This is a genomic window from Streptomyces sp. NBC_01384 (genome assembly GCF_045040035.1).
In the GTDB taxonomy this organism is placed as follows: Bacteria; Actinomycetota; Actinomycetes; order Streptomycetales; family Streptomycetaceae; genus Streptomyces.
The window spans coordinates 7632590-7650974 of the sequence record NZ_CP109559.1 but is presented as its reverse complement, the minus strand read 5'-3'; the positions used below and the strand labels follow the sequence as shown (position 1 = coordinate 7650974).

The following is an 18385-nucleotide window of genomic DNA, read 5'->3' as shown; positions in this document are numbered from 1 at the left end:
TCTTGAGGTGTGTGGAGGTCACGATGGCCGGGACCCGGCTGGACGGCAGGGTCGAACGCGGCAACCGTACGCGGCAGTTGGTGCTCCGCCGCACGGTGGACATCGCCTCGGTCGAAGGGCTCGAGGCACTGTCCGCCGGCCGGCTGGCCACGGAGCTACGGCTCAGCAAGAGCGGGGTCTTCGCCCTCTTCGGCTCCAAGCAGGAGCTGCAGCTCGCGACCGTGCGGGAAGCGGCGCGCATCTACGTCGAGCAGGTCGTCCGGCCCGCCGCCGAGGCCCCGGCGGAAGTCGCCCGGGTCTGGCGGCTGGACGAGGCGCTGCGACTGCTCGGGCGTACGCCGGGGAAGTGGCCGCTGCCGGGTGACGGCGTCGAAGCGCAGCGCATTTGACCTAAGCCGAAGGTTGGCTTTAGTCGCGCTTGAACATTCAGGGCGCCCCGTACGTACCTCACGCCGCTGGCCAAGTACAGGTTTCCAACGACCAGTTGGTTTCCCCCGGGAGGCTTATTTTGCGGCGTATCAACGGTTCCGCCCTCGTCATCGCGGCGCTCGTCGCCACTGTCGGCGCGCTCGCGTTCCCTGTGTGGTCGTACGCCGACCGCGCGGGCACGGGACAGGCGAATCTGGCGGCGGGGACGGTGAGCACTCCCTGGGGGCCCCTTACGGCCGCCGACCGTGACCTGATCGTGCGGGTGCGGCTGGCCGGGCTCTGGGAGCTGCCGGCCGGGCAGCAGGCGATCGAGCGGGCCCCCACCAAGGCGATCAAGGAGGCGGGCGATCACCTGATCGTCGGCCACACCGACCTCGACAAGCGGGTGCGGGTCATCGCGGCCCAGCTCAATGTCGAACTGCCGAACCAGCCCAACGCCCAGCAGCAGGGCTGGCTGCAGGAAATGACCGCGGCGAGCGGCAAGGAGTACGAACGGAAGTTCGCGAACCTGCTGCGGGCCGCGCACGGCAAGATCTTCCCGGCGATCGGCGCGGTACGCAACACCACGCGCAACACGCTGGTCCGGCAGCTGGCCACCGACGCCAACCAGACCGTGCTCGACCACATCACGATGCTGGAGAAGACCGGCGAAGTCGACTTCGACGCCATCGCCAACGACACGGCCGCCCTGTCGACCGCCAGCCCGACCGGTCCCGCGGCGCCGGCCGCCGGGGTGACGGCGCCCTCCGCGCCCGCGGTGCAGCCGAACGCCGGTGTCACCACCTCGTCGAGTCCGTCACCCGCGGCACCGGGCGAGGTCAACACCGCTCGTCCGGAGCCCTCGGATCCGGACAACGTGCTGCGGTAGTCCGTGCCGCAGTAGTCCATGTCGCGGCAGTCGGGCCGCAGCAGTGCGTGCCGCGGCAGTGCGTGCCGCGGCAGCCTGGCGGAACCTCAAATGTTGCTCTGAACGTCCACTCGAACGGGTTCGGCCCCGGATCCCGGGGCCATGACTCCGTCACGCCGGAACACGGGTCCGTCGTAAGGAGCCGGCGGGCAAGGTCTGGGCGGATCGTGACGGAGGAGGGGACATGACGCAGCTGAGGCGGCTGGGGACGGGAATCGGGTGGCGGCCGGAGATCGCCGAGGCCGTGGAGCGCATGCCCGGTATCGACTGGGTCGAGGCCGTGGCGGAGAACGTGTGCCCCGGGCATCTTCCCGAGTCACTGCTGCGGCTGCGCGAGCGGGGCGTCACGGTGGTGCCGCACGGGGTCTCGCTCGGCCTCGGCGGCGCGGACCGGCCCGACGAGTCCCGCCTCACCGCCCTCGCCGAGCGGGCCGAGGCGCTGGGCTCGCCGCTCGTCACGGAGCACATCGCGTTCGTACGGGCCGGGGGCGCCCTCACCGCGTCGCCCTCGCTGGAGGCGGGACACCTGCTGCCGGTCCCACGCACCCGGGACGCCCTCGACGTCCTGTGCGAGAACATCCGTATCGCGCAGGCCGCCCTCCCCGTCCCGCTCGCGGTCGAGAACATCGCCGCGCTGATCTCCTGGCCCGGCGAGGAGATGACCGAAGGCCAATTCCTGTACGACCTGGTCGACCGCACCGGCGTACGCCTCCTCATAGACGTCGCCAACCTCCACACCAACCACGTCAACCGCGGCGAGGACCCGGTGAAGGCCCTCGCCGAACTGCCCGTCGAAGCCATCGCCTACGTTCATGTCGCCGGCGGCTTCGAACGCGACGGCGTCTGGCACGACAGCCATGCCCACCCCGTCCCCCGGCCGGTGCTCGACATCCTCACCGACCTCGCCTCCCGAGTGACCCCACCGGGCGTTCTCCTGGAACGAGACGAGAACTTCCCGGAGCCGGGCGAGCTGGAGCGTGAGCTCGGGGCGATCAGGAGCACGCTGGCGAAGGCAGAGGGGAAGGAGGCTGAGGGGAGGAAGACACAGGGGACGACACAGGCGCGGGGCGCCAACGGGACGACGGCCCACCTGCCCGCCACCGCCCGACACACCCCCGGCGCGTCCGCCCGTCAGCGGCTCGGGCTCGCGCAGGTCGCTCTGCTGTCCGCGCTCGTCGCGGGCACCCCCGTGCCCGAAGGGTTCGACCGTGTGCGGATGGGCGTACAGGCGCGGGCGCTCGCGGCCAAGCGGGCGGATGTCGTCGCGAAGGTGGCGGCGGAGCTGCCGGAGATCCTCGGGAACAGGTACCGGTCGGCGTTTCTCACGTATGCGCAGGGACATCCGATGGCCGGCGGTTACCGGCGCGACGCGCTGGACTTCGCCGAGCACCTGCTGCTCGCGGGGCGCCCCGAGGACGCGGAGACCCGGCGTCGGCTGCGTGAGTGGTGGCTGGAGCGGTCCGGCCCGACTCCGCCGTCGCGGCGCCCCACCGCCCGGCTGGCCCGCGCCACCCGCCGGGTACTGCTGCGCCGCTGACCCCACCGCGACGACCGACGCCGACCCGCACTCCTACGCGCGCCGTGGTGCCCCACCCCCGCAGAGTGTGCCGGGGTTAACACCGCGCCCGGCGGCCCGGATTCCACGCCGGGATTCCGGCATTTTCAGGTGGTATCAGCTCCGCCCGAACCACCTCATTCGACGCCTTCCTCCCGCCCTCCACCCCTTCCCCCTCCTACGGCAGTTGGCGTAGTGCCCGAAGTAATATGCCAACCCGCACCCGAAGCGCACTAGCGTGCGGTGCCGCAACAGGAGGCACCATGCGATCCATCAACCGCACCGGATTGGTCAGTGGGACAGGACTCATCATCACGGCCCTCACCGCGACCCTCGTCGCGCTGATCTTTCCGATCTGGTCGTACGCGGACCGCGCCGGCACCGGTCTGGACATCCTGAACGCCCAGTCCGTGTCGACCCAGTTCGGTCCGCTGTCCGCACTGGACCGGGAGTTCATCACCAAGGTCCGGCTGGCCGGGCTGTGGGAACTGCCCGCGGGCCAGCAGGCCGAGGAGCGCGGCACCACCCAGGCCGTGAAGACGGCGGGCGCGCACCTCGTCGAGGGCCATACGTTCCTGGACGCGCGTGTCCGGAATGTCGCCGCGCGGCTCGGACTTGAGCTCCCGAACCAGCCCAACGCCCAGCAGCGCGGCTGGCTGGCCACACTCGAGGCCGCGCACGGCACGGACTACGACCGGAAGTTCGCGAACATCCTGCGCAAGGCACACGGCAAGGTCTTCTCCGTCGTCGCCCAGGTCCGCGCGAACACCCGCAATTCCCTCGTACGGGACCTCGCCGACGACGCGAACACCACCGTGCTCGACCACATCAAGGTCCTCGAAGCCACCGGTTACGTCGACTTCGACGCCCTCGCCCAGGACGCGGCCACGGCCGGCCCGCCGCCGCCGCTCACGGCCTCCCCCGCCCCGCCGGGCCCCATCCAGTCCCCGGACAGCCCCATCCCCGTAACCCCTGCCGGGACCTATCCGCTGCCCCCGGCCGTGTCCCGCGCCAAGGGCTAGGCCCGCGGCGCCTTTTCGCCACCACTGGAACGTCACAGACCCACAACGCTCCGTCCATATCGCGTACAGGCCATGGCGCCGACCTGGGCACTTCGCATAGAAACACGCCATGTTCTGGGTCCTTCTTCTGCTTCTGGCCTGGGCCGCGGCCGGTCTTTCCTGCACTCGGCTGTGCCTGGCCGCCATGCGCGCGGCGGCGGTCGACGCCGACGCGGCGGGCGGACACCACCTCACCCTGTACGAGGCGGCGTTCCTGTCGGGCGGCCCCGCCCGGGTCGCCGAACTGACCCTGGTGTCGATGGCCCGGCAGCGTCGGCTGCTGCTCGCGCACACGGGGTGGGCGACCGTCGTGGACCCGCGCGGGCGGGACGAGATGGAGCGTTCGGTGATAGGGGCCATAGGTCCGCAGGGCCAGTCCCGGATAGCGCCCGTACGGGCGACCACGGCCGCCGCGGACTCCGTACGGGGCCTCGCCGACCGCCTGGTCGCCGCGGGCCTCGCCGTGCCGGACGGCGCCCGTTCCACCGTCGCGGGCGCCGTCCGCCAGGTCCAGGCCGCCGCCGCGGCCGTCCTCGCGCTGGGCGCCGTGGCCGTGCTGATGCCCTCTCAGACCCAGACGCACGCTCAGCCGAGCGAGAACGAGGTGCCGGTCGCCGTCTGGTTCGCGCTCCCGCTCATCCTCACGCTGAGCTGCCTCGTCATCGCCCGCATCGAGGTCCACCCGTACACGCGCTGGGCCTCGCCGGCCGGACAGCGGCTGCTCGGCACCCTCGCCCGGTACCCCGACGCCGCCGGCGACGACCGTACCTACCTCACCTCGGTCGCCGTACGCGGTATCCGCGCGGTCGGCGAGCCGGAGTTGCGCGCGGCCTTCGCCCACCGCGACCGGAACGCCGAGCGACAGCGCTGACTGCGCCCCAGGGGGCGCATAGGGGTCATTGGGGCCGACACCGGCACCAGGTGCTTTACTTCATCAACTGACGAACCAAACATCCCTTTTGTTGCTGCCGTGCGCTGAAGGGATACGCGATGAGAGCTGCCGTCCTGTACGGAACCGCCGGGTCCTTGCTCCTGAGCGGCCTCGTCGCCGCCCCCGCGGGCGGTACGCAGGCCTGGCCGGATCCCGGAAGCTCCCTCGAAGCGCGCGGCACCGCCGTCGCCGCCGCGCGCGCCGCCACCGCCGGTGTCCACTTCGGCGCGTGCCCCAAGGGGGACGAGTTCCCCGTCGAGATGAGCTGCGGCACGGTCGCGGTGCCGCTCGACTACGCGCATCCCGACGGCAAGCAGATCAAGCTGACCGTCAGCCGCGCCAGGGCCACCGGCAAGGATGTACGGAACTCCAAGCACAAGGTGCCGCACCAGGGCGCCCTCGTCTACAACCCGGGCGGTCCGGGCGCCTCCGGCATGTACTTCCCGCTGATCGGCTTCCTCCCCGAGTGGAAGCGCATCGCGGCGGCGTACGACCTCGTGGGCTACGCGCCGCGCGGGGTGGACCGCTCGGCCCCGCTGTCCTGCGAGGACCCCAAGCTCTTCCTGAAGGGGGCCTCGCAGTCGCCGACGTACCCCTCGGAGACGTACAAGAAGGAGCGCATCGCTCAGGCGCGGGCGTACGCGAGCGGCTGCCTCAAGCGCTCCGGCCAGGCCATCCGGCACTACACCTCGCTCAACAACGCCCGCGACCTCGACGTGCTGCGCGCGGCGCTGGGCGAGCGGAAGCTGACCTTCATGGGGGCCTCGTACGGCACGTACTTCGGCGCCCTGTACGCGACGCTCTTCCCCTCGCACGTACGCCGGATGGTCTTCGACTCGGCGGTGAACCCCGCCCCCGACCGGATCTGGTACCGGAACAACCTCGACCAGTCCGCCGCTTTCGAGGGCCGCTGGACCGACTTCCGTGCCTGGATCGCCAAGCACGACAAGGAGTACGGGCTCGGCACCACGCCGCAGGAGGTGCTGCACAGCTACGAGAAGGTGCGGGCGCAGCTCGCCGCCTCGCCCGCGGGCGGCAAGGTGGGGCCGGGGCAGTTGCAGGGCGCGTTTTTGGAGGCCGGGTACTTCGACGACTACTGGCCGCAGCGCGCCCTGGCGCTCTCCGCCTATCTGAAGGGCGACCCGAAGCCGCTGATCCAGCAGGCCGGGCCGCATCCGGAGGCGGCTGCCGAGGCGGAGAACGGCAACGCGGTCTACACGGCCGTGGAGTGCAATGACGCGGCCTGGCCGACGGACTGGCGCACCTGGGACCGCGACAACACGCGGCTCGCGCGCGTGGCGCCGTTCGAGACCTGGGACAACGTGTGGATGAACCTGCCGTGCGCGTACTGGCCCGTGCCGCGGCAGCGGCCGCTCAGCGTACGGACGCTGCCCGGGGCGCTGCCGCCGACCCTGATCCTCGCGGCCGAGCGGGATGCGGCGACGCCGTACGAGGGGGCGGTGGAGCTGCACCGGCGGCTGTCCGACTCGGTCCTGGTGACCGAGAACGGGGCCGGGACACACGGGATCGCGGGCGGCCCCAACCGCTGCGTCAACGGTTACCTGGACGCGTATCTGCTGGAGGGCCGCCTCCCGGAGCGGCGCGCGGCGTGCGCGCCGCACGCGGAACCGAAGCCGGTGGCGCCGGGCGGTGGTGCGAAGACCGCCCGGCTCTCCGCGAAGGCCCACGAGGACGCGAGGACCTCCCGACAGGCCCCTTGATCAGGCAAGCAAGTCGACCAGGCCGTCAGGCGAGCCCGACGACCAGCTCGGCCACGGACTTACGGCGGCCGGTGTAGAACGGGACCTCCTCGCGGACGTGCATACGGGCCTCGGAGGCGCGCAGGTGGCGCATGAGGTCGACGATGCGGTACAGCTCGTCGGCCTCGAAGGCGAGCATCCACTCGTAGTCGCCGAGGGAGAACGAGGCGACCGTGTTGGCGCGCACGTCCGGGTAGCTGCGGGCCATCTTGCCGTGGTCGGCGAGCATGCGGCGGCGGTCCTCGTCGGGCAGCAGGTACCAGTCGTACGAGCGCACGAAGGGGTAGACGCTCACATAGTCGCGCGGCGTCTCGTCGGCGAGGAACGCCGGGATGTGCGAGCGGTTGAACTCGGCGGGGCGGTGCAGCGCCATGTTCGACCAGACCGGCTCCAGGGCGCGGCCCAGCTTGGTGCGGCGGAAGAGGTTGTACGCCTCCTGAAGCTGGTCGCTGGTCTCGGCGTGCCACCAGATCATCAGGTCGGCGTCGGCGCGCAGCCCCGACACGTCATAGGTGCCGCGGACGGTGACGTCCTTGGCCGCGAGCTGGTCGAAAAGCTCCTGGACCTCGTCGGCGAAGCCGGCGCGGTCCTCGGGCAGCGCGTCCTTCAGTTTGAAGACGGACCACAGGGTGTAGCGGATGACCTCGTTGAGGTCCTTGGCCTTCTTTCCGATGTTCGGGATCTTCGCGGGGCCGGTGGTGGGGGCGTCGTCACTCATGGGGCTATTCTCCCGCTCCGCCGTGCAGGCTCTGCACCGGGTTCGCTCTCAGCTCGTCCAGTCCGCCGAGGTCGCCGCCGAGCTGGTCCACGGCGGCGTACGCGCTCGCGATGCACGCGGGGATGCCGACTCCGTCGTACGCGGCGCCGCAGACGACGAGCCCGGGCAGCTTGCCCACGTGCTCGCGGACGCGGGCCACGCGCGCGTGGTGCCCGACGGGATACTGCGGCAGGCCGTCGTCCCAACGGGTCACGCGGGTCGCCACGGGCACGGCGGCCAGGCCGGTGGCCTCACGCAGATCGTGCCGGGAGACGTCCACGAGGTCGGCGTCGTCGCGGCCCAGCACCTCCGTGTCGCCGTACCGCCCGACGGATGTCCGCAGGACGAGCAGGTCGGGGTTCTCATCGGCGATCCAGCCCCACTTCCGGGAGGCGAAGGTGGACGCCTTGATCGTGTGCCCGTCGACCGGCGGCACCAGAAAACCGCTCCCTTCAGGGAGGCTGATGTCCTCGCGCCGGTAGGCGAGGGTGACCAACCCCATGGAGGCGTACTCGACGGCGGCCAGCTCGGCCGCCGCGGCGGGCGCCTCGGCGCGCAGCAGGGCGGCGGCTCCGGCGGCGGGTACGGCGACGACGACCGCGTCGGCGGAAAGGACGCGGCCCGCGGCCACCACCCGCCAGGCGTCGCCTTCGGTACGGCGCAGCTCCGTCACCGGGGCGCCGGTGACGATCTCACCGCCCCGCGACCGCACCGACTCGGCGACCGCGAGCGGCAGTTGGCCCACTCCGCCCTCGATGCCCATGAACATCGGCCCGGTCTGCTGGGCGGCGGCCGCCTTCGCCTGGATCTCGCGGACCGCCTCCATGAGGGAGACGTGGGTGCGGACGGCGGCGAACAGCTGGGGGACGGCCAGGCGCATGGAGATGCGGTACGCGTCGCCCGCGTACACGCCGCCCAGGAGGGGCTCGACCAGGCGGTCGACGACCTCGCGGCCGAGGCGTGCCGCCACGTACTCCCCCACCGCCACGTCGTCGCCGACCTCCGTGCGGGGCAGCTCGGTATCGCGCTCGATACGGGCCAGGCCCTCGTCGGAGAGGACGCCGGAGAGGGCGGCGGCGGTGCCGGGGACGCCCATGACGTGTCCCTTGGGCATGGGGCGCAGCGCGCCGCGGGTCCACAGCGAGGCGGTCGCGGTGGCCGGGGGCTGGAGGCGGTCGGTGAGGCCCACCTCGCGGGCGAGCGTGACCGCTTCGGGGCGGCGGGCGAGCATCGACTCGGCGCCGAGATCGACCCGCGCGCCCGCGATCTCGCCGGGCAGCAGCTTGCCGCCGACGCGGTCCGACGCCTCCAGGAGGGTCACCCGCGCACCGCGGTCCAGCAGGCGGTGGGCGGCGGCCAGACCGGCGATGCCGCCCCCGATGACGACGACATTTTCCGTAGCCGTGTGGCCCGTACCCGTACGACTGTCCTGTGCGCGCATGCCTCCACCTTCTCAGACCCCACTGACACACCCGCCGGGACCCGGTGTCGTTGTCAGGTACACAGGTGTCCTGTGCGAGTCCTGACCGTGACCGCATCGGGATCGGACGCGGCAAACGTCGTGCCCGGCCCCGGCGTCGAAGGAAGGTCAGCAGTCACCACCCACGGGGGTACACCCACATGCGCACACGACGTCCCGCTCGCACCGGCCCGGCCCTGGCCGGGATACTCCTGGCCGCCGCCCTCGCGGTGACGGGCTGCAGCGCCGCCGGCGGTGCTTCCTCCTCCAGCGACGACAAGGCGGTCTCGGACAGCGCCGGGAAGGGCGGCTCGGGTGCCGCGTACAACGCCGCCTCGGGCGCGGGCGGCGCCAAGGCGACCACCCGGTCCAAGGCCAGCACCTCGTCCATGGCGACCACCAGCCGCATCATCCGCACCGCGACCCTGACCGTGCAGGTCAAGGACGTCCCCAAGGCCCTGGACGACGCCCGCGGCAAGGCCACCGACGCGGGCGGCTACGTCGGCAGCGAGACGACCACCCGGGACGACCGGGGCAACGAGCGCACCCGCGTCGTCCTGCGGGTACCCACCGACCGGTACGACGCGGTGCTCACCGGTCTGGAGGGCACGGGGAAGATCCTCGAACGGACGGCCAAGGCGGAGGACGTCACCGGTCAGGTGGTCGACGTGGAGAGCCGCATCAAGTCGCAGCGTGTCAGCGTGGCCCGGGTCCGCGAACTGATGGACCGGGCCACCAAGCTCAGCGATGTGGTCACCCTGGAAGGGGAGTTGAGCTCCCGCGAGTCCGACCTCGACGCCCTGCTCGCGCAGCAGGCGTCCCTGAAGGACCGCACCAGCCTGGCCACCATCACCCTCTCCCTCTCCGAGACCCCGCTGAAGGACGCCGGGAAGAAGGCCGACGAGCCGGGCTTCGTGGACGCCCTCACGGGCGGCTGGGACGCGTTCGTCACGATGCTGCGCTGGATCGCGATGGTGCTCGGCGCGGTGCTCCCGTTCGCGTTGTGCGCGGCGCTGCTGGTGGTGCTGTGGCTGGGCCTCGGACGCACGCGAAAGCCGCACCGCGCCGCGGCCGGAACGGCTCCTTCCGGCGCGGGTTCGCTGCCGGTGGCCCCGCCCGTGCGCGAGGAGAGTGGCGAGGACGACTGAAATGCGGGGCCCCCGTAGCGTGGTCGCATGAACATGAGCGGCACGGACCGTGCGACGGAGCGACTGGTCGTCATCGGTGGCGACGCGGCGGGCATGTCCGCCGCGTCGCAGGCGCGCCGGATGCGGGGGCCCGACGAACTGGAGATCGTGGCGTTCGAGCGCGGCCACTTCACCTCCTACTCGGCCTGCGGCATCCCGTACTGGGTGGGCGGCGACGTGCCCGAACGGGACCGGTTGATCGCGCGGACACCGGAGGAGCACCGGGAGCGCGCGATTGACCTGCGGATGCGTACGGAGGTCACTGAAATCGACCTCGCGGGGACCCGCGTCCGTTCCCGGAACCTCGAATCCGGGGCCGAGGAGTGGACGTCGTACGACAAACTCGTGATCGCGACCGGGGCCCGTCCGATCCGCCCTGACCTGCCGGGCGTCGACGCTCCCGGTGTGCACGGCGTGCAGACCCTGGACGACGGCCAGGCCCTCCTGGACACGCTGGCCGCGACGCGGGGGCGCCGCGCGGTGGTCGTGGGCGCGGGGTACATCGGCGTGGAGATGGCCGAGGCGCTCATCAACCGCGGGTACGAGGTGACGGTCGTCAACCGCGGCAAGGAGCCGATGTCCACGCTCGACCCCGACATGGGCCGTCTGGTGCACGAGGCCATGGAGAGCCTGGGCATCACCATGGTCAACGACGCGGAGGTCACCAAGCTCCTCACCGGTGAGGACGGCCGGGTCCGCGCGGTCGTCACGCAGGACGCGGAGTACCCGGCGGACGTGGTCGTGCTCGGCATCGGCGTACGCCCCGAGACCACGCTCGCCAAGGTGGCGGGACTCCCCCTCGGCGACCACGGCGGGCTGCTCACCGACCTGGCGATGCGGGTGCGCGGGCACGAGAACATCTGGGCCGGCGGCGACTGCGTCGAGGTGCTCGACCTGCTCTCGGGTCGCGAGAGGCACATCGCGCTGGGCACGCACGCCAACAAGCACGGGCAGGTCATCGGCTCCAACGTGGGCGGCGGGTACGCCACCTTCCCCGGCGTCGTCGGCACCGCCGTGAGCAAGGTCTGCGATCTGGAGATCGCCCGCACCGGGCTGCGCGAGAAGGACGCGCACCGGGCGGGTCTGCGGTTCGAGACCGTCACCATCGAGTCGACCAGCCGCGCGGGCTACTACCCGGGCGCGGACCTCATGACGGTGAAAATGCTCGCCGAGCGCCGCACAGGGCGGCTGCTCGGCGTGCAGATCGTCGGTCGGGAGGGAGCGGCGAAGCGGGTCGACATCGCCGCGGTGGCGCTGACCGCGGGCATGACGGTGGAGCAGATGACCGTGCTGGACCTGGGCTACGCGCCCCCGTTCTCACCAGTGTGGGACCCCATCCTGGTGGCGGCGCGCAAGGCGGTGGCAGCGGTACGCAAAGGGAGCGCCCTGTAAGGGGCGCGGGGCCCTGACCTATGCGGACTCGTGCCCGGCGTTCCCGTTGATCCGGTCCAGCGCCTGCCGCGCCTGCTCGGCCGGCGGCCGCGCGGGCAGCGAGGAGACCGAGGCCGAGGAGGTGACGGCCGCGGGCTGCGCGGTCGGTGGCTTCGCATGCGCCGCGGGCCGCGCGGAGCGGAGCCGGTGACTGACGGCCTCGTCGAGGGTCACCGGCCGCTGCATCCGCGCCGCGAGCCGTCCGGCCTCCTGGCCGAGCGCGGCGATGTCCTCCCAGGGGAGGTGCAGCACCAGGGCGATTTCCGCCTCACCGTCGGGGAGGGCATGCATCGGAGGAGTAACTCGGTCGTTCATCGCCTGTGTCCTCACGTCTTCCTCGCGTCGCGTCTTCGTCGCGTCGCGGGCGGTTGAGGAGACATACGGATGTGAGGGTGGGTGCGTTCACTGGGAAACCCGCGAGTTGCCGGGGGCTGAGCGCGCCCACGCGGCGGAGTCGCGGACGTCACAGCCCAGCGCCCCTGAAGGTCGCGGATTCGCGCCGCGTTTCCCGGGCACTAGTTCCTCGTGGTCATCCCCGTCCATGACGTGAACCCGGTGCGTCGCACGCCCTATGTGACGTATGCGCTGATCGCCGCCAACGTGCTCGTGTTCCTCTACACACCCGGCCTCGCCGGATCGGTGGCGGGCGACAGCGGGCTGTCCCAGCTGTGTCATCTGCACGCGTTCCTGGAGCACTACGCCGCGGTGCCGCAGGAGTTGATCCACCACCAGATGCCCCGCCTGGTACCGACCGGCGAGGTCGGCATCGGGGCACGGGGGCCCGGCTGCCTGGTGGGCCCGCCGAGTTATGACAAGTCGCCGCCGCTGTCGGTGCTCACGGCGATGTTCCTGCACGGCAGCTGGCTGCACCTGCTCGGCAACATGCTCTTCCTGCTGATCTTCGGCAACAACATCGAGGACCGCCTCGGACACGTGCGGTTCGCGGTGTTCTACGTGGCGTGCGGATACGCAGCCGCATACGGCTTCGCCCTCGCGAACCCCACCTCGGGCGACCCTCTGATCGGCGCCTCCGGGGCGATCGCCGGCGTCCTCGGCGCATATCTGGTCCTGTACCCGAGAGTCAGAGTCTGGATCCTGGTCCCGTTCCTGCTCTTCCTGCCCCTGCGACTGCCTGCCTGGATCGTCCTGGGCTTCTGGTTCGTGCTCCAGGCGCTGTACTCATCCGGCCAGGGCGTCTCCCACGCGGGCACCGTGGCGTACATGGCGCACGTCGTCGGTTTCCTGACCGGCATGCTGCTCGCCTGGCCACTGCGCCCCGGCACCCCGCCGCCACCGGAGCCACGCGGCCTGCTGTTCGGCAGGCGGGCGCGGCCAAGTTGGCGAGAGCGGCATGGTCGGGCCTGATCACGAGACTCCCGGGGAGGCCGACGCCACCCCCGCAAGGGCAAGGACGGTGAGTCGGGCCAGCGGGTACAGGCGCCCAATCGCTCACCGATATTTGCACACCCAAAATTTGCACCAGAGGTCAAACGGCGAGGTGTCATCCATGCGATCAGTCGCGTATTTGATCAGCTTGCCTCGGCTTTGACAGAGCTCACGCTGACCCATCGCTGACTTCACTGACTCACCGTCAGGAAGCGCGGAGCACGTCGAGCCGTCCACAGGCTCACCCTCAGTCTCCGCCCCCGACTCCCCCTCCCCCTCCGCACTGCTCCAGGATCGGCTTCGCACCCATGAGAGGACCCACGAGGACCCCTGCCGCTCCAGCGATACACCTCTCTCCTGAGAGCCATAACGGCAGGCCAACCCTCTCCGGTCCCAGCCGTAGGACCATGCCGCGCGGAAGGTAGCAGCACATCCCCGGTTAGCCAAACCGGGGCTGCGCGACCTGGCCCGGACCCACATCGAGCGCTCCGCGCTGGCCACCGTGGCGGTCACCCCGCTCAAATCACCGTACGGCGTCGTGGAGTTGAGCAGCGACGACCGTGTCACCCGGTTCGTCGAGGCACCGGTGCTGCCGCACTGGATCAACGCGGGCGTCTACCTCTTCGAGCCCGAGGTGACCGCTCTGCTGCCGGATCTCGGGGACCACGAGGACATCACCTTCCCGTCCCTCGCCGAGCAGGACCGGCTGACGGCCTACCGGATCAACGGCTACTGGCGAGGCGTGGACACCGCCAAGGACCTGAAGACCGCGTCCGCGGAGGTAACGGCATTCGGCTGGCTCACCACCGGCGAAGCAGCCTGACCGACCTCCCTGCCCTCCGCTCGTCCGCCCGCCGGGTCGATCCGCTGCGCGCTGCGGACCACCGCGGCGAGCCCGCTGTCGGGCCGCGGCGCCTCGGTGATCTGCTTGACGATGCCGTACGGGCACCCGCCGTACGGGCACCCCTTCGACCTTTCCTGCGTGACGTCCGGATCCACCCCTCCGCACGCCCCTCAGCTCCGGCGCTCCGTCCTGCCCGTCATCGGTCGAGGCCGGCAGCGGACGTGCCCCGCGGTTCCGTCCCGAAGCCTCTGCCACGGCGCTGACCAGGTATCCCCGCGTCCGTCAGCGTCGCGTTATAGGTACGGGGCTTCGCGTCAAGCATCCGTCAGCGAGGGGGCCCGGCCCTGGTGGGGCGGGCATAGCTTCATCGCAGCGCCCGGCCGATCCGACCGGGCGGCGCACGTCGCCTTCTTCGAGGAGCAGCACCATGTCTCCAGTCGAGCATTCCGAGGACCCCGAGCCTTCTGAACGCTTCCCGGCCGGACTTCTCTTCGTCCCCGTCCGGTCGGGGCCCGCGGGCTGTACGGCCCGGTTCTTCCGTACCCCCCTGGGCGGCCGTACGGCCGTCGGATTCACCTCGGCGGCGAAGCTCACCGCCACGCTCGGCCCGGACCAGACCTGGATCAGGCTCTCCGAACCAGCACTGCGCGCACTCGCCGCGCCCCTGGGCGTCACCGCCCTCACCGTCGACCCGCAGTTCTCCGCCCCCGCGGCCGACCGCAGCGCGGCCACGGTTCGTGAGCGCGAGAACTCCTGGCGCCGCTGGCATCCCGACCACGTCGGTGCCCTGCGGATAACCGGCGCCGCTGCCGTCGTCGCGTGCCTGAACCTGCTGATCGGCTGAGGAGACACCATGTCCATCCAGGACGCCCCCGTTCAGGACATGTCCGTTGACGAACTGCCCCGCGCCCTCGGCGTCTCTGGCGTCGCCGACGCCGACGTCGACGCCAGAGACGCCGACGGTCTGTCCGTCTGGCCCCGCTCCACCCGCCCCGCCGCCGACGGCGACGTCTGCGTCGGCGGGGTCTCCCTCACCGAGGCCGCCGACCGCTTCGGCACCCCCGTGTACGTCCTCGACGAGCAGGAGGTCCGCGAACGCTGCCGCACGTACCGCACGGCGTTCCCCGAGGCCGACGTCGTCTACGCCGCCAAGGCGTTCCTGTGCCGGGCGATGGCCCACTGGGTGCAGGAAGAGGGCCTCGGCCTCGACGTCTGCTCCGCCGGAGAGCTCGCGCTCGCCGTCACCACCGGCTTCCCGCCGGAGAAGATCGTGATGCACGGCAACGCCAAGAGCCCCGAGGACCTGCGCACCGCACTGCGGCTCGGCGTCGGACGCATCGTCGTGGACAGCACCTCGGAGATCGCCCGGCTGGCCGCGATCACCCCTGCCGACAGCCGCCAGAAGGTCATGGTGCGGGTGGTACCCGGCATCGCGGCGGGCGGGCACGTCAAGGTGCGCACCGGCACCGACGACCAGAAGTTCGGCCTGTCGCTCACGGACGGGTCCGCGCAGCACGCCGTCACCCGGATACTCGACCAGCCGCACCTCGAACTCGTCGGCCTGCACTGCCACATCGGCTCGCAGATCGCCGCCGTGAAGCCGTACGTCGCGGCGGTGCGCCGCATGGTCGGACTGCTGGCCCGGATCCGCGACCAGCACGGCATCGCCCTCCCCCAGCTGAACATCGGCGGCGGCCACGCCATCGCCTACCGCCCCGGCGAGGAGAGCCTGAACATCGACGTCCTGGCCGGGCGGGTCCGCGCCGAGCTGGAGGAGGGCTGCGCGCGGGCCGGACTGCCCGTCCCCCGTCTCACCCTCGAACCCGGGCGGGCGATCGTCGGCCCCGCCGGAGTCGCCGTCTACCGGGTCCTCGCGGTCAAGCGCACCGGCGAGCACACCTTCGTCGCCGTCGACGGCGGTATGAGCGACAACCCCAGGCCCGCGCTGTACGGAGTGCGGTACGCGCCCCGGCTCATCGGCCGCCCCTCCACCGCCGCGCCCCGCCTCGTCACCGTTGTGGGCCGGCACTGTGAGGCAGGTGACGTCCTCGCGGAGGAGGTGGCGCTCCCGGGCGACGTACGCCCCGGCGACCTCCTCGCCGTCCCGGCGGCCGGTGCCTACCACCTGTCCATGGCCTCCGGCTACAACCTCGTCGGCCGGCCCCCGGTGGTCGCGGTGTCCGACGGGATCGCCCGCGTCCTCGTACGCCGTGAGTCGCTGGACGACATGAGCCGCCGGGACATCGGGCTGTAATCCCTGGTCCCGCACCGGTCCTCCGCCGAGGCTCCCGCCCGGCGGAGGCCGCACGGTGGAGGCCACTCGGCACGCATGCCCGAAAGATCACGAAAATCCCCTGCACCCGCCCTTCCCGTGAGGACGAGGTCTCGATGACCCTCGAAAACACCGTCGGCCTGATCGTGGCCGTCGCCCTGCTCGCCTACCTGACCCTTGCCCTGATCAAGCCGGAGAAGTTCTGATGTCCGCCCCCGCCGAGACCCGGCCGGCCCCCGTGCCGGACTCCCCTCCCCCCGGACCCGAGCGTCCGCCGCGCCGGGTCGGCGCCGGAATGCTCGATCCGACGCAACTGTGGCGCGCGCTCCCGCAGGCGTTCACCAAGCTGAATCCGGTGACCCTGTTCCGTAACCCGGTCATGTTCGTGACCGAGGTCGGCGCCGCGCTGACCACGGGCATCGCGGTGGTCCATTCCAGTCTCTTCGGCTGGCTGATCACCGGCTGGCTGTGGTTGACGGTGGTCTTCGCCAATCTCGCCGAGGCCGTGGCGGAGAGCCGCGGCAAGGCGCAGGCCGACTCGCTGCGCAGGGCCCGGCAGCGGACCACCGCCTGGCGCCTCTCGGACTGGGAGCCCGGGGCACCTCATGACGCCTACCTCGAAGAGGCCGTCGCCGCCTCCGAGTTGAGACGCGGCGACATCGTGTCCGTACCGGCCGGAGAGCTGATCCCCGGCGACGGCGATGTCATCGAAGGCGCGGCGAGCGTCGACGAGTCCGCGATCACCGGTGAGTCCGCGCCGGTCATCCGCGAGTCGGGCGGCGACCGCAGCGCGGTCACCGGCGGCACCCGGGTACTCTCCGACCACCTCGTCGTACGCATCACCCAGGAGCCCGGGGAGAGCTTCCTGGACCGGATGATCGCCCTGGTCGAGGGCGCCAACCGGCAGAAGACCCCCAACGAGCTGGCCCTCAACCTGCTCCTGGTCATGCTGACCTTCGTCTTCCTGGTCACGGTCGTGACCCTTCAGCCGATGGCGATCTTCTCCAAGGACGCGATGGCCGCCGCGCACGACACCGCGGCGCTCAACGCGAACGGCGTCACCGCCATCGTGCTGGTCTCGCTGCTGGTCTGTCTGATCCCGACGACGATCGGCGCGCTGCTGTCGGCGATCGGTATCGCGGGCATGGACCGGCTGGTGCAGCGGAACGTCCTGGCCATGTCCGGACGGGCCGTTGAGGCCGCCGGTGACGTCAACACCCTGCTGCTCGACAAGACGGGCACGATCACCTTCGGCAACCGGCGGGCGAGTGCGTTCCTGCCGGTCGGGGCCGTCTCCGTGGAGCGGCTGGCGAAGGCGGCGCTGCTGTCCAGCCTGGCCGACGAGACGCCCGAGGGCCGCTCGATCGTCGAGTTCGCCTACGCCGAGCACCAGTTGACGGAGCGGGTCGCGGACGGTGCCGAATGGGTTCGGTTCACCGCTACCACCCGCATGTCCGGCGTCGATCTGCCTGGGGGCACTCCCACCCGGCCAGAGGCTGGGGGAGGGCGGCGGCTGCGCAAGGGCGCGGCGGCGTCGGTCGCGGCCTGGGTGCGCGAGCAGGGCGGCGAGGTCCCGATCGCGCTGGAGGCGACCGCGCAGCAGGTCTCCGCGTCGGGCGGTACGCCGCTGGCCGTGGCGGAGTCGACGGCCAGCGGCACGGCCGAAGTCCTCGGCGTCATCCACCTCAAGGACGTCGTCAAGCCCGGCCTGCGTGAACGCTTCGACGAACTGCGCCGGATGGGCATCCGCACGGTGATGATCACCGGCGACAACCCGGTGACCGCGAAGGCGATCGCCGAGGAGGCGGGCGTCGACGACTTCCTCGCGGAGGCGACTCCCGAGGACAAGCTGGAGCTCATCAAGCGGGAGCAGGCGGGCGGTCACCTCATCGCGATGACCGGCGACGGCACGAACGACGCCCCGGCCCTCGCCCAGGCGGACGTCGGCGTCGCGATGAACACGGGCACGTCGGCCGCCAAGGAGGCCGGCAACATGGTCGACCTCGACTCCGACCCCACGAAGATCATTGAGATCGTCGAGATCGGCAAGCAACTCCTCATCACCCGGGGCGCCTTGACGACGTTCTCCATCGCCAACGACATCGCCAAGTACTTCGCGATCCTGCCCGCCATGTTCGCCGCCGTGTATCCGGGGCTCGACCGGCTCAACATCATGGCCCTGCACTCACCGCTGTCCGCGATCCTCTCCGCGGTCGTCTTCAACGCGGTGGTCATCGTGGCGCTGATCCCGCTGGCCCTGCGCGGTGTGCGCTACCGGCCCTCCTCCGCCTCGGCCCTGCTCACCCGCAACCTGTGGATCTACGGGCTCGGCGGCGTCGTCGCGCCCTTCCTCGCCATCAAGTTCATCGACTTCGCCCTCGTCCAGTTCATCCCGGGGATCTGACC

The 18385-nt window shown here is 71.4% G+C and carries 16 protein-coding genes and 1 pseudogene; 14 read left to right on the top strand and 3 right to left on the bottom strand.

The window, feature by feature from the left end:
• Positions 1-23 precede the first annotated feature (23 nt).
• The 6 genes and pseudogenes from OG747_RS34760 to OG747_RS34735 form a co-directional block, all read left to right on the top strand.
• Positions 24-317 (top strand): annotated as a pseudogene (locus OG747_RS34760) (TetR/AcrR family transcriptional regulator); the annotation flags it as partial.
• Between the two features lie 191 nt (positions 318-508).
• Positions 509-1297 carry a DUF4142 domain-containing protein gene (locus OG747_RS34755; protein WP_405883312.1) on the top strand — a complete coding sequence of 263 codons (789 nt, stop codon included), beginning with the start codon at positions 509-511 and terminating at the stop codon, positions 1295-1297.
• Between the two features lie 223 nt (positions 1298-1520).
• Positions 1521-2873 carry a DUF692 domain-containing protein gene (locus OG747_RS34750; RefSeq protein ID WP_405883311.1) on the top strand — a complete coding sequence of 451 codons (1353 nt, stop codon included), beginning with the start codon at positions 1521-1523 and terminating at the stop codon, positions 2871-2873.
• A 281-nt stretch (positions 2874-3154) separates the two neighbouring features.
• Positions 3155-3913: a DUF4142 domain-containing protein gene (locus tag OG747_RS34745; RefSeq protein ID WP_405883310.1), complete on the top strand. Its 759-nt coding sequence runs from the start codon at positions 3155-3157 to the stop codon at positions 3911-3913.
• A gap of 109 nt (positions 3914-4022) precedes the next feature.
• On the top strand, positions 4023-4823 hold the full coding sequence (locus tag OG747_RS34740) for a TIGR04222 domain-containing membrane protein (protein ID WP_405883309.1): 801 nt from the start codon (positions 4023-4025) through the stop codon (positions 4821-4823).
• A 119-nt stretch (positions 4824-4942) separates the two neighbouring features.
• The gene (locus OG747_RS34735; RefSeq protein ID WP_405883308.1) at positions 4943-6604 is read left to right on the top strand and encodes an alpha/beta hydrolase; all 1662 of its coding nucleotides are present in this window, start codon (positions 4943-4945) and stop codon (positions 6602-6604) included.
• A gap of 25 nt (positions 6605-6629) precedes the next feature.
• On the opposite strand, the gene hemQ is transcribed toward OG747_RS34735, so the two are convergent.
• A complete protein-coding gene (gene hemQ, locus OG747_RS34730) occupies positions 6630-7361 on the bottom strand; it encodes a hydrogen peroxide-dependent heme synthase (protein WP_405883307.1) in 732 nt (243 codons plus the stop codon).
• A gap of 4 nt (positions 7362-7365) precedes the next feature.
• Complete coding sequence (gene hemG, locus OG747_RS34725; protein ID WP_405883306.1) at positions 7366-8841, bottom strand: protoporphyrinogen oxidase; 1476 nt, start codon at positions 8839-8841, stop codon at positions 7366-7368.
• 179 nt (positions 8842-9020) lie between these two features.
• On the opposite strand from hemG, the gene OG747_RS34720 reads away from it, so the two are divergent.
• The gene (locus OG747_RS34720) at positions 9021-10007 is read left to right on the top strand and encodes a DUF4349 domain-containing protein (protein WP_405883305.1); all 987 of its coding nucleotides are present in this window, start codon (positions 9021-9023) and stop codon (positions 10005-10007) included.
• A 27-nt stretch (positions 10008-10034) separates the two neighbouring features.
• Positions 10035-11438 carry an FAD-dependent oxidoreductase gene (locus OG747_RS34715; protein ID WP_405883304.1) on the top strand — a complete coding sequence of 468 codons (1404 nt, stop codon included), beginning with the start codon at positions 10035-10037 and terminating at the stop codon, positions 11436-11438.
• An 18-nt stretch (positions 11439-11456) separates the two neighbouring features.
• Here the strand turns inward: OG747_RS34715 and OG747_RS34710 are convergent, their stop codons facing one another.
• Complete coding sequence (locus OG747_RS34710; protein WP_405883303.1) at positions 11457-11792, bottom strand: hypothetical protein; 336 nt, start codon at positions 11790-11792, stop codon at positions 11457-11459.
• A 210-nt stretch (positions 11793-12002) separates the two neighbouring features.
• On the opposite strand from OG747_RS34710, the gene OG747_RS34705 reads away from it, so the two are divergent.
• The 6 genes from OG747_RS34705 (at position 12003) to kdpB (ending at position 18383) form a co-directional block, all read left to right on the top strand.
• A complete protein-coding gene (locus OG747_RS34705; protein ID WP_405883302.1) occupies positions 12003-12842 on the top strand; it encodes a rhomboid family intramembrane serine protease in 840 nt (279 codons plus the stop codon).
• Between the two features lie 475 nt (positions 12843-13317).
• Complete coding sequence (locus tag OG747_RS34700; protein WP_405885845.1) at positions 13318-13686, top strand: NDP-sugar synthase; 369 nt, start codon at positions 13318-13320, stop codon at positions 13684-13686.
• Positions 13687-14134: 448 nt separating this feature from the next.
• The gene (locus OG747_RS34695) at positions 14135-14551 is read left to right on the top strand and encodes an SAV_915 family protein (RefSeq protein ID WP_405883301.1); all 417 of its coding nucleotides are present in this window, start codon (positions 14135-14137) and stop codon (positions 14549-14551) included.
• A gap of 9 nt (positions 14552-14560) precedes the next feature.
• Positions 14561-15961 (top strand): diaminopimelate decarboxylase, encoded by a 1401-nt coding sequence (gene lysA / locus OG747_RS34690; protein ID WP_405883299.1) that lies wholly within the window; start codon positions 14561-14563, stop codon positions 15959-15961.
• Between the two features lie 134 nt (positions 15962-16095).
• Positions 16096-16185 (top strand): K(+)-transporting ATPase subunit F, encoded by a 90-nt coding sequence (gene kdpF, locus OG747_RS34685; RefSeq protein WP_405883298.1) that lies wholly within the window; start codon positions 16096-16098, stop codon positions 16183-16185.
• Positions 16185-18383 (top strand): potassium-transporting ATPase subunit KdpB, encoded by a 2199-nt coding sequence (gene kdpB / locus OG747_RS34680; RefSeq protein WP_405883297.1) that lies wholly within the window; start codon positions 16185-16187, stop codon positions 18381-18383. Before kdpF ends, kdpB begins: the two co-directional genes overlap by 1 nt.
• Positions 18384-18385 lie beyond the last annotated feature (2 nt).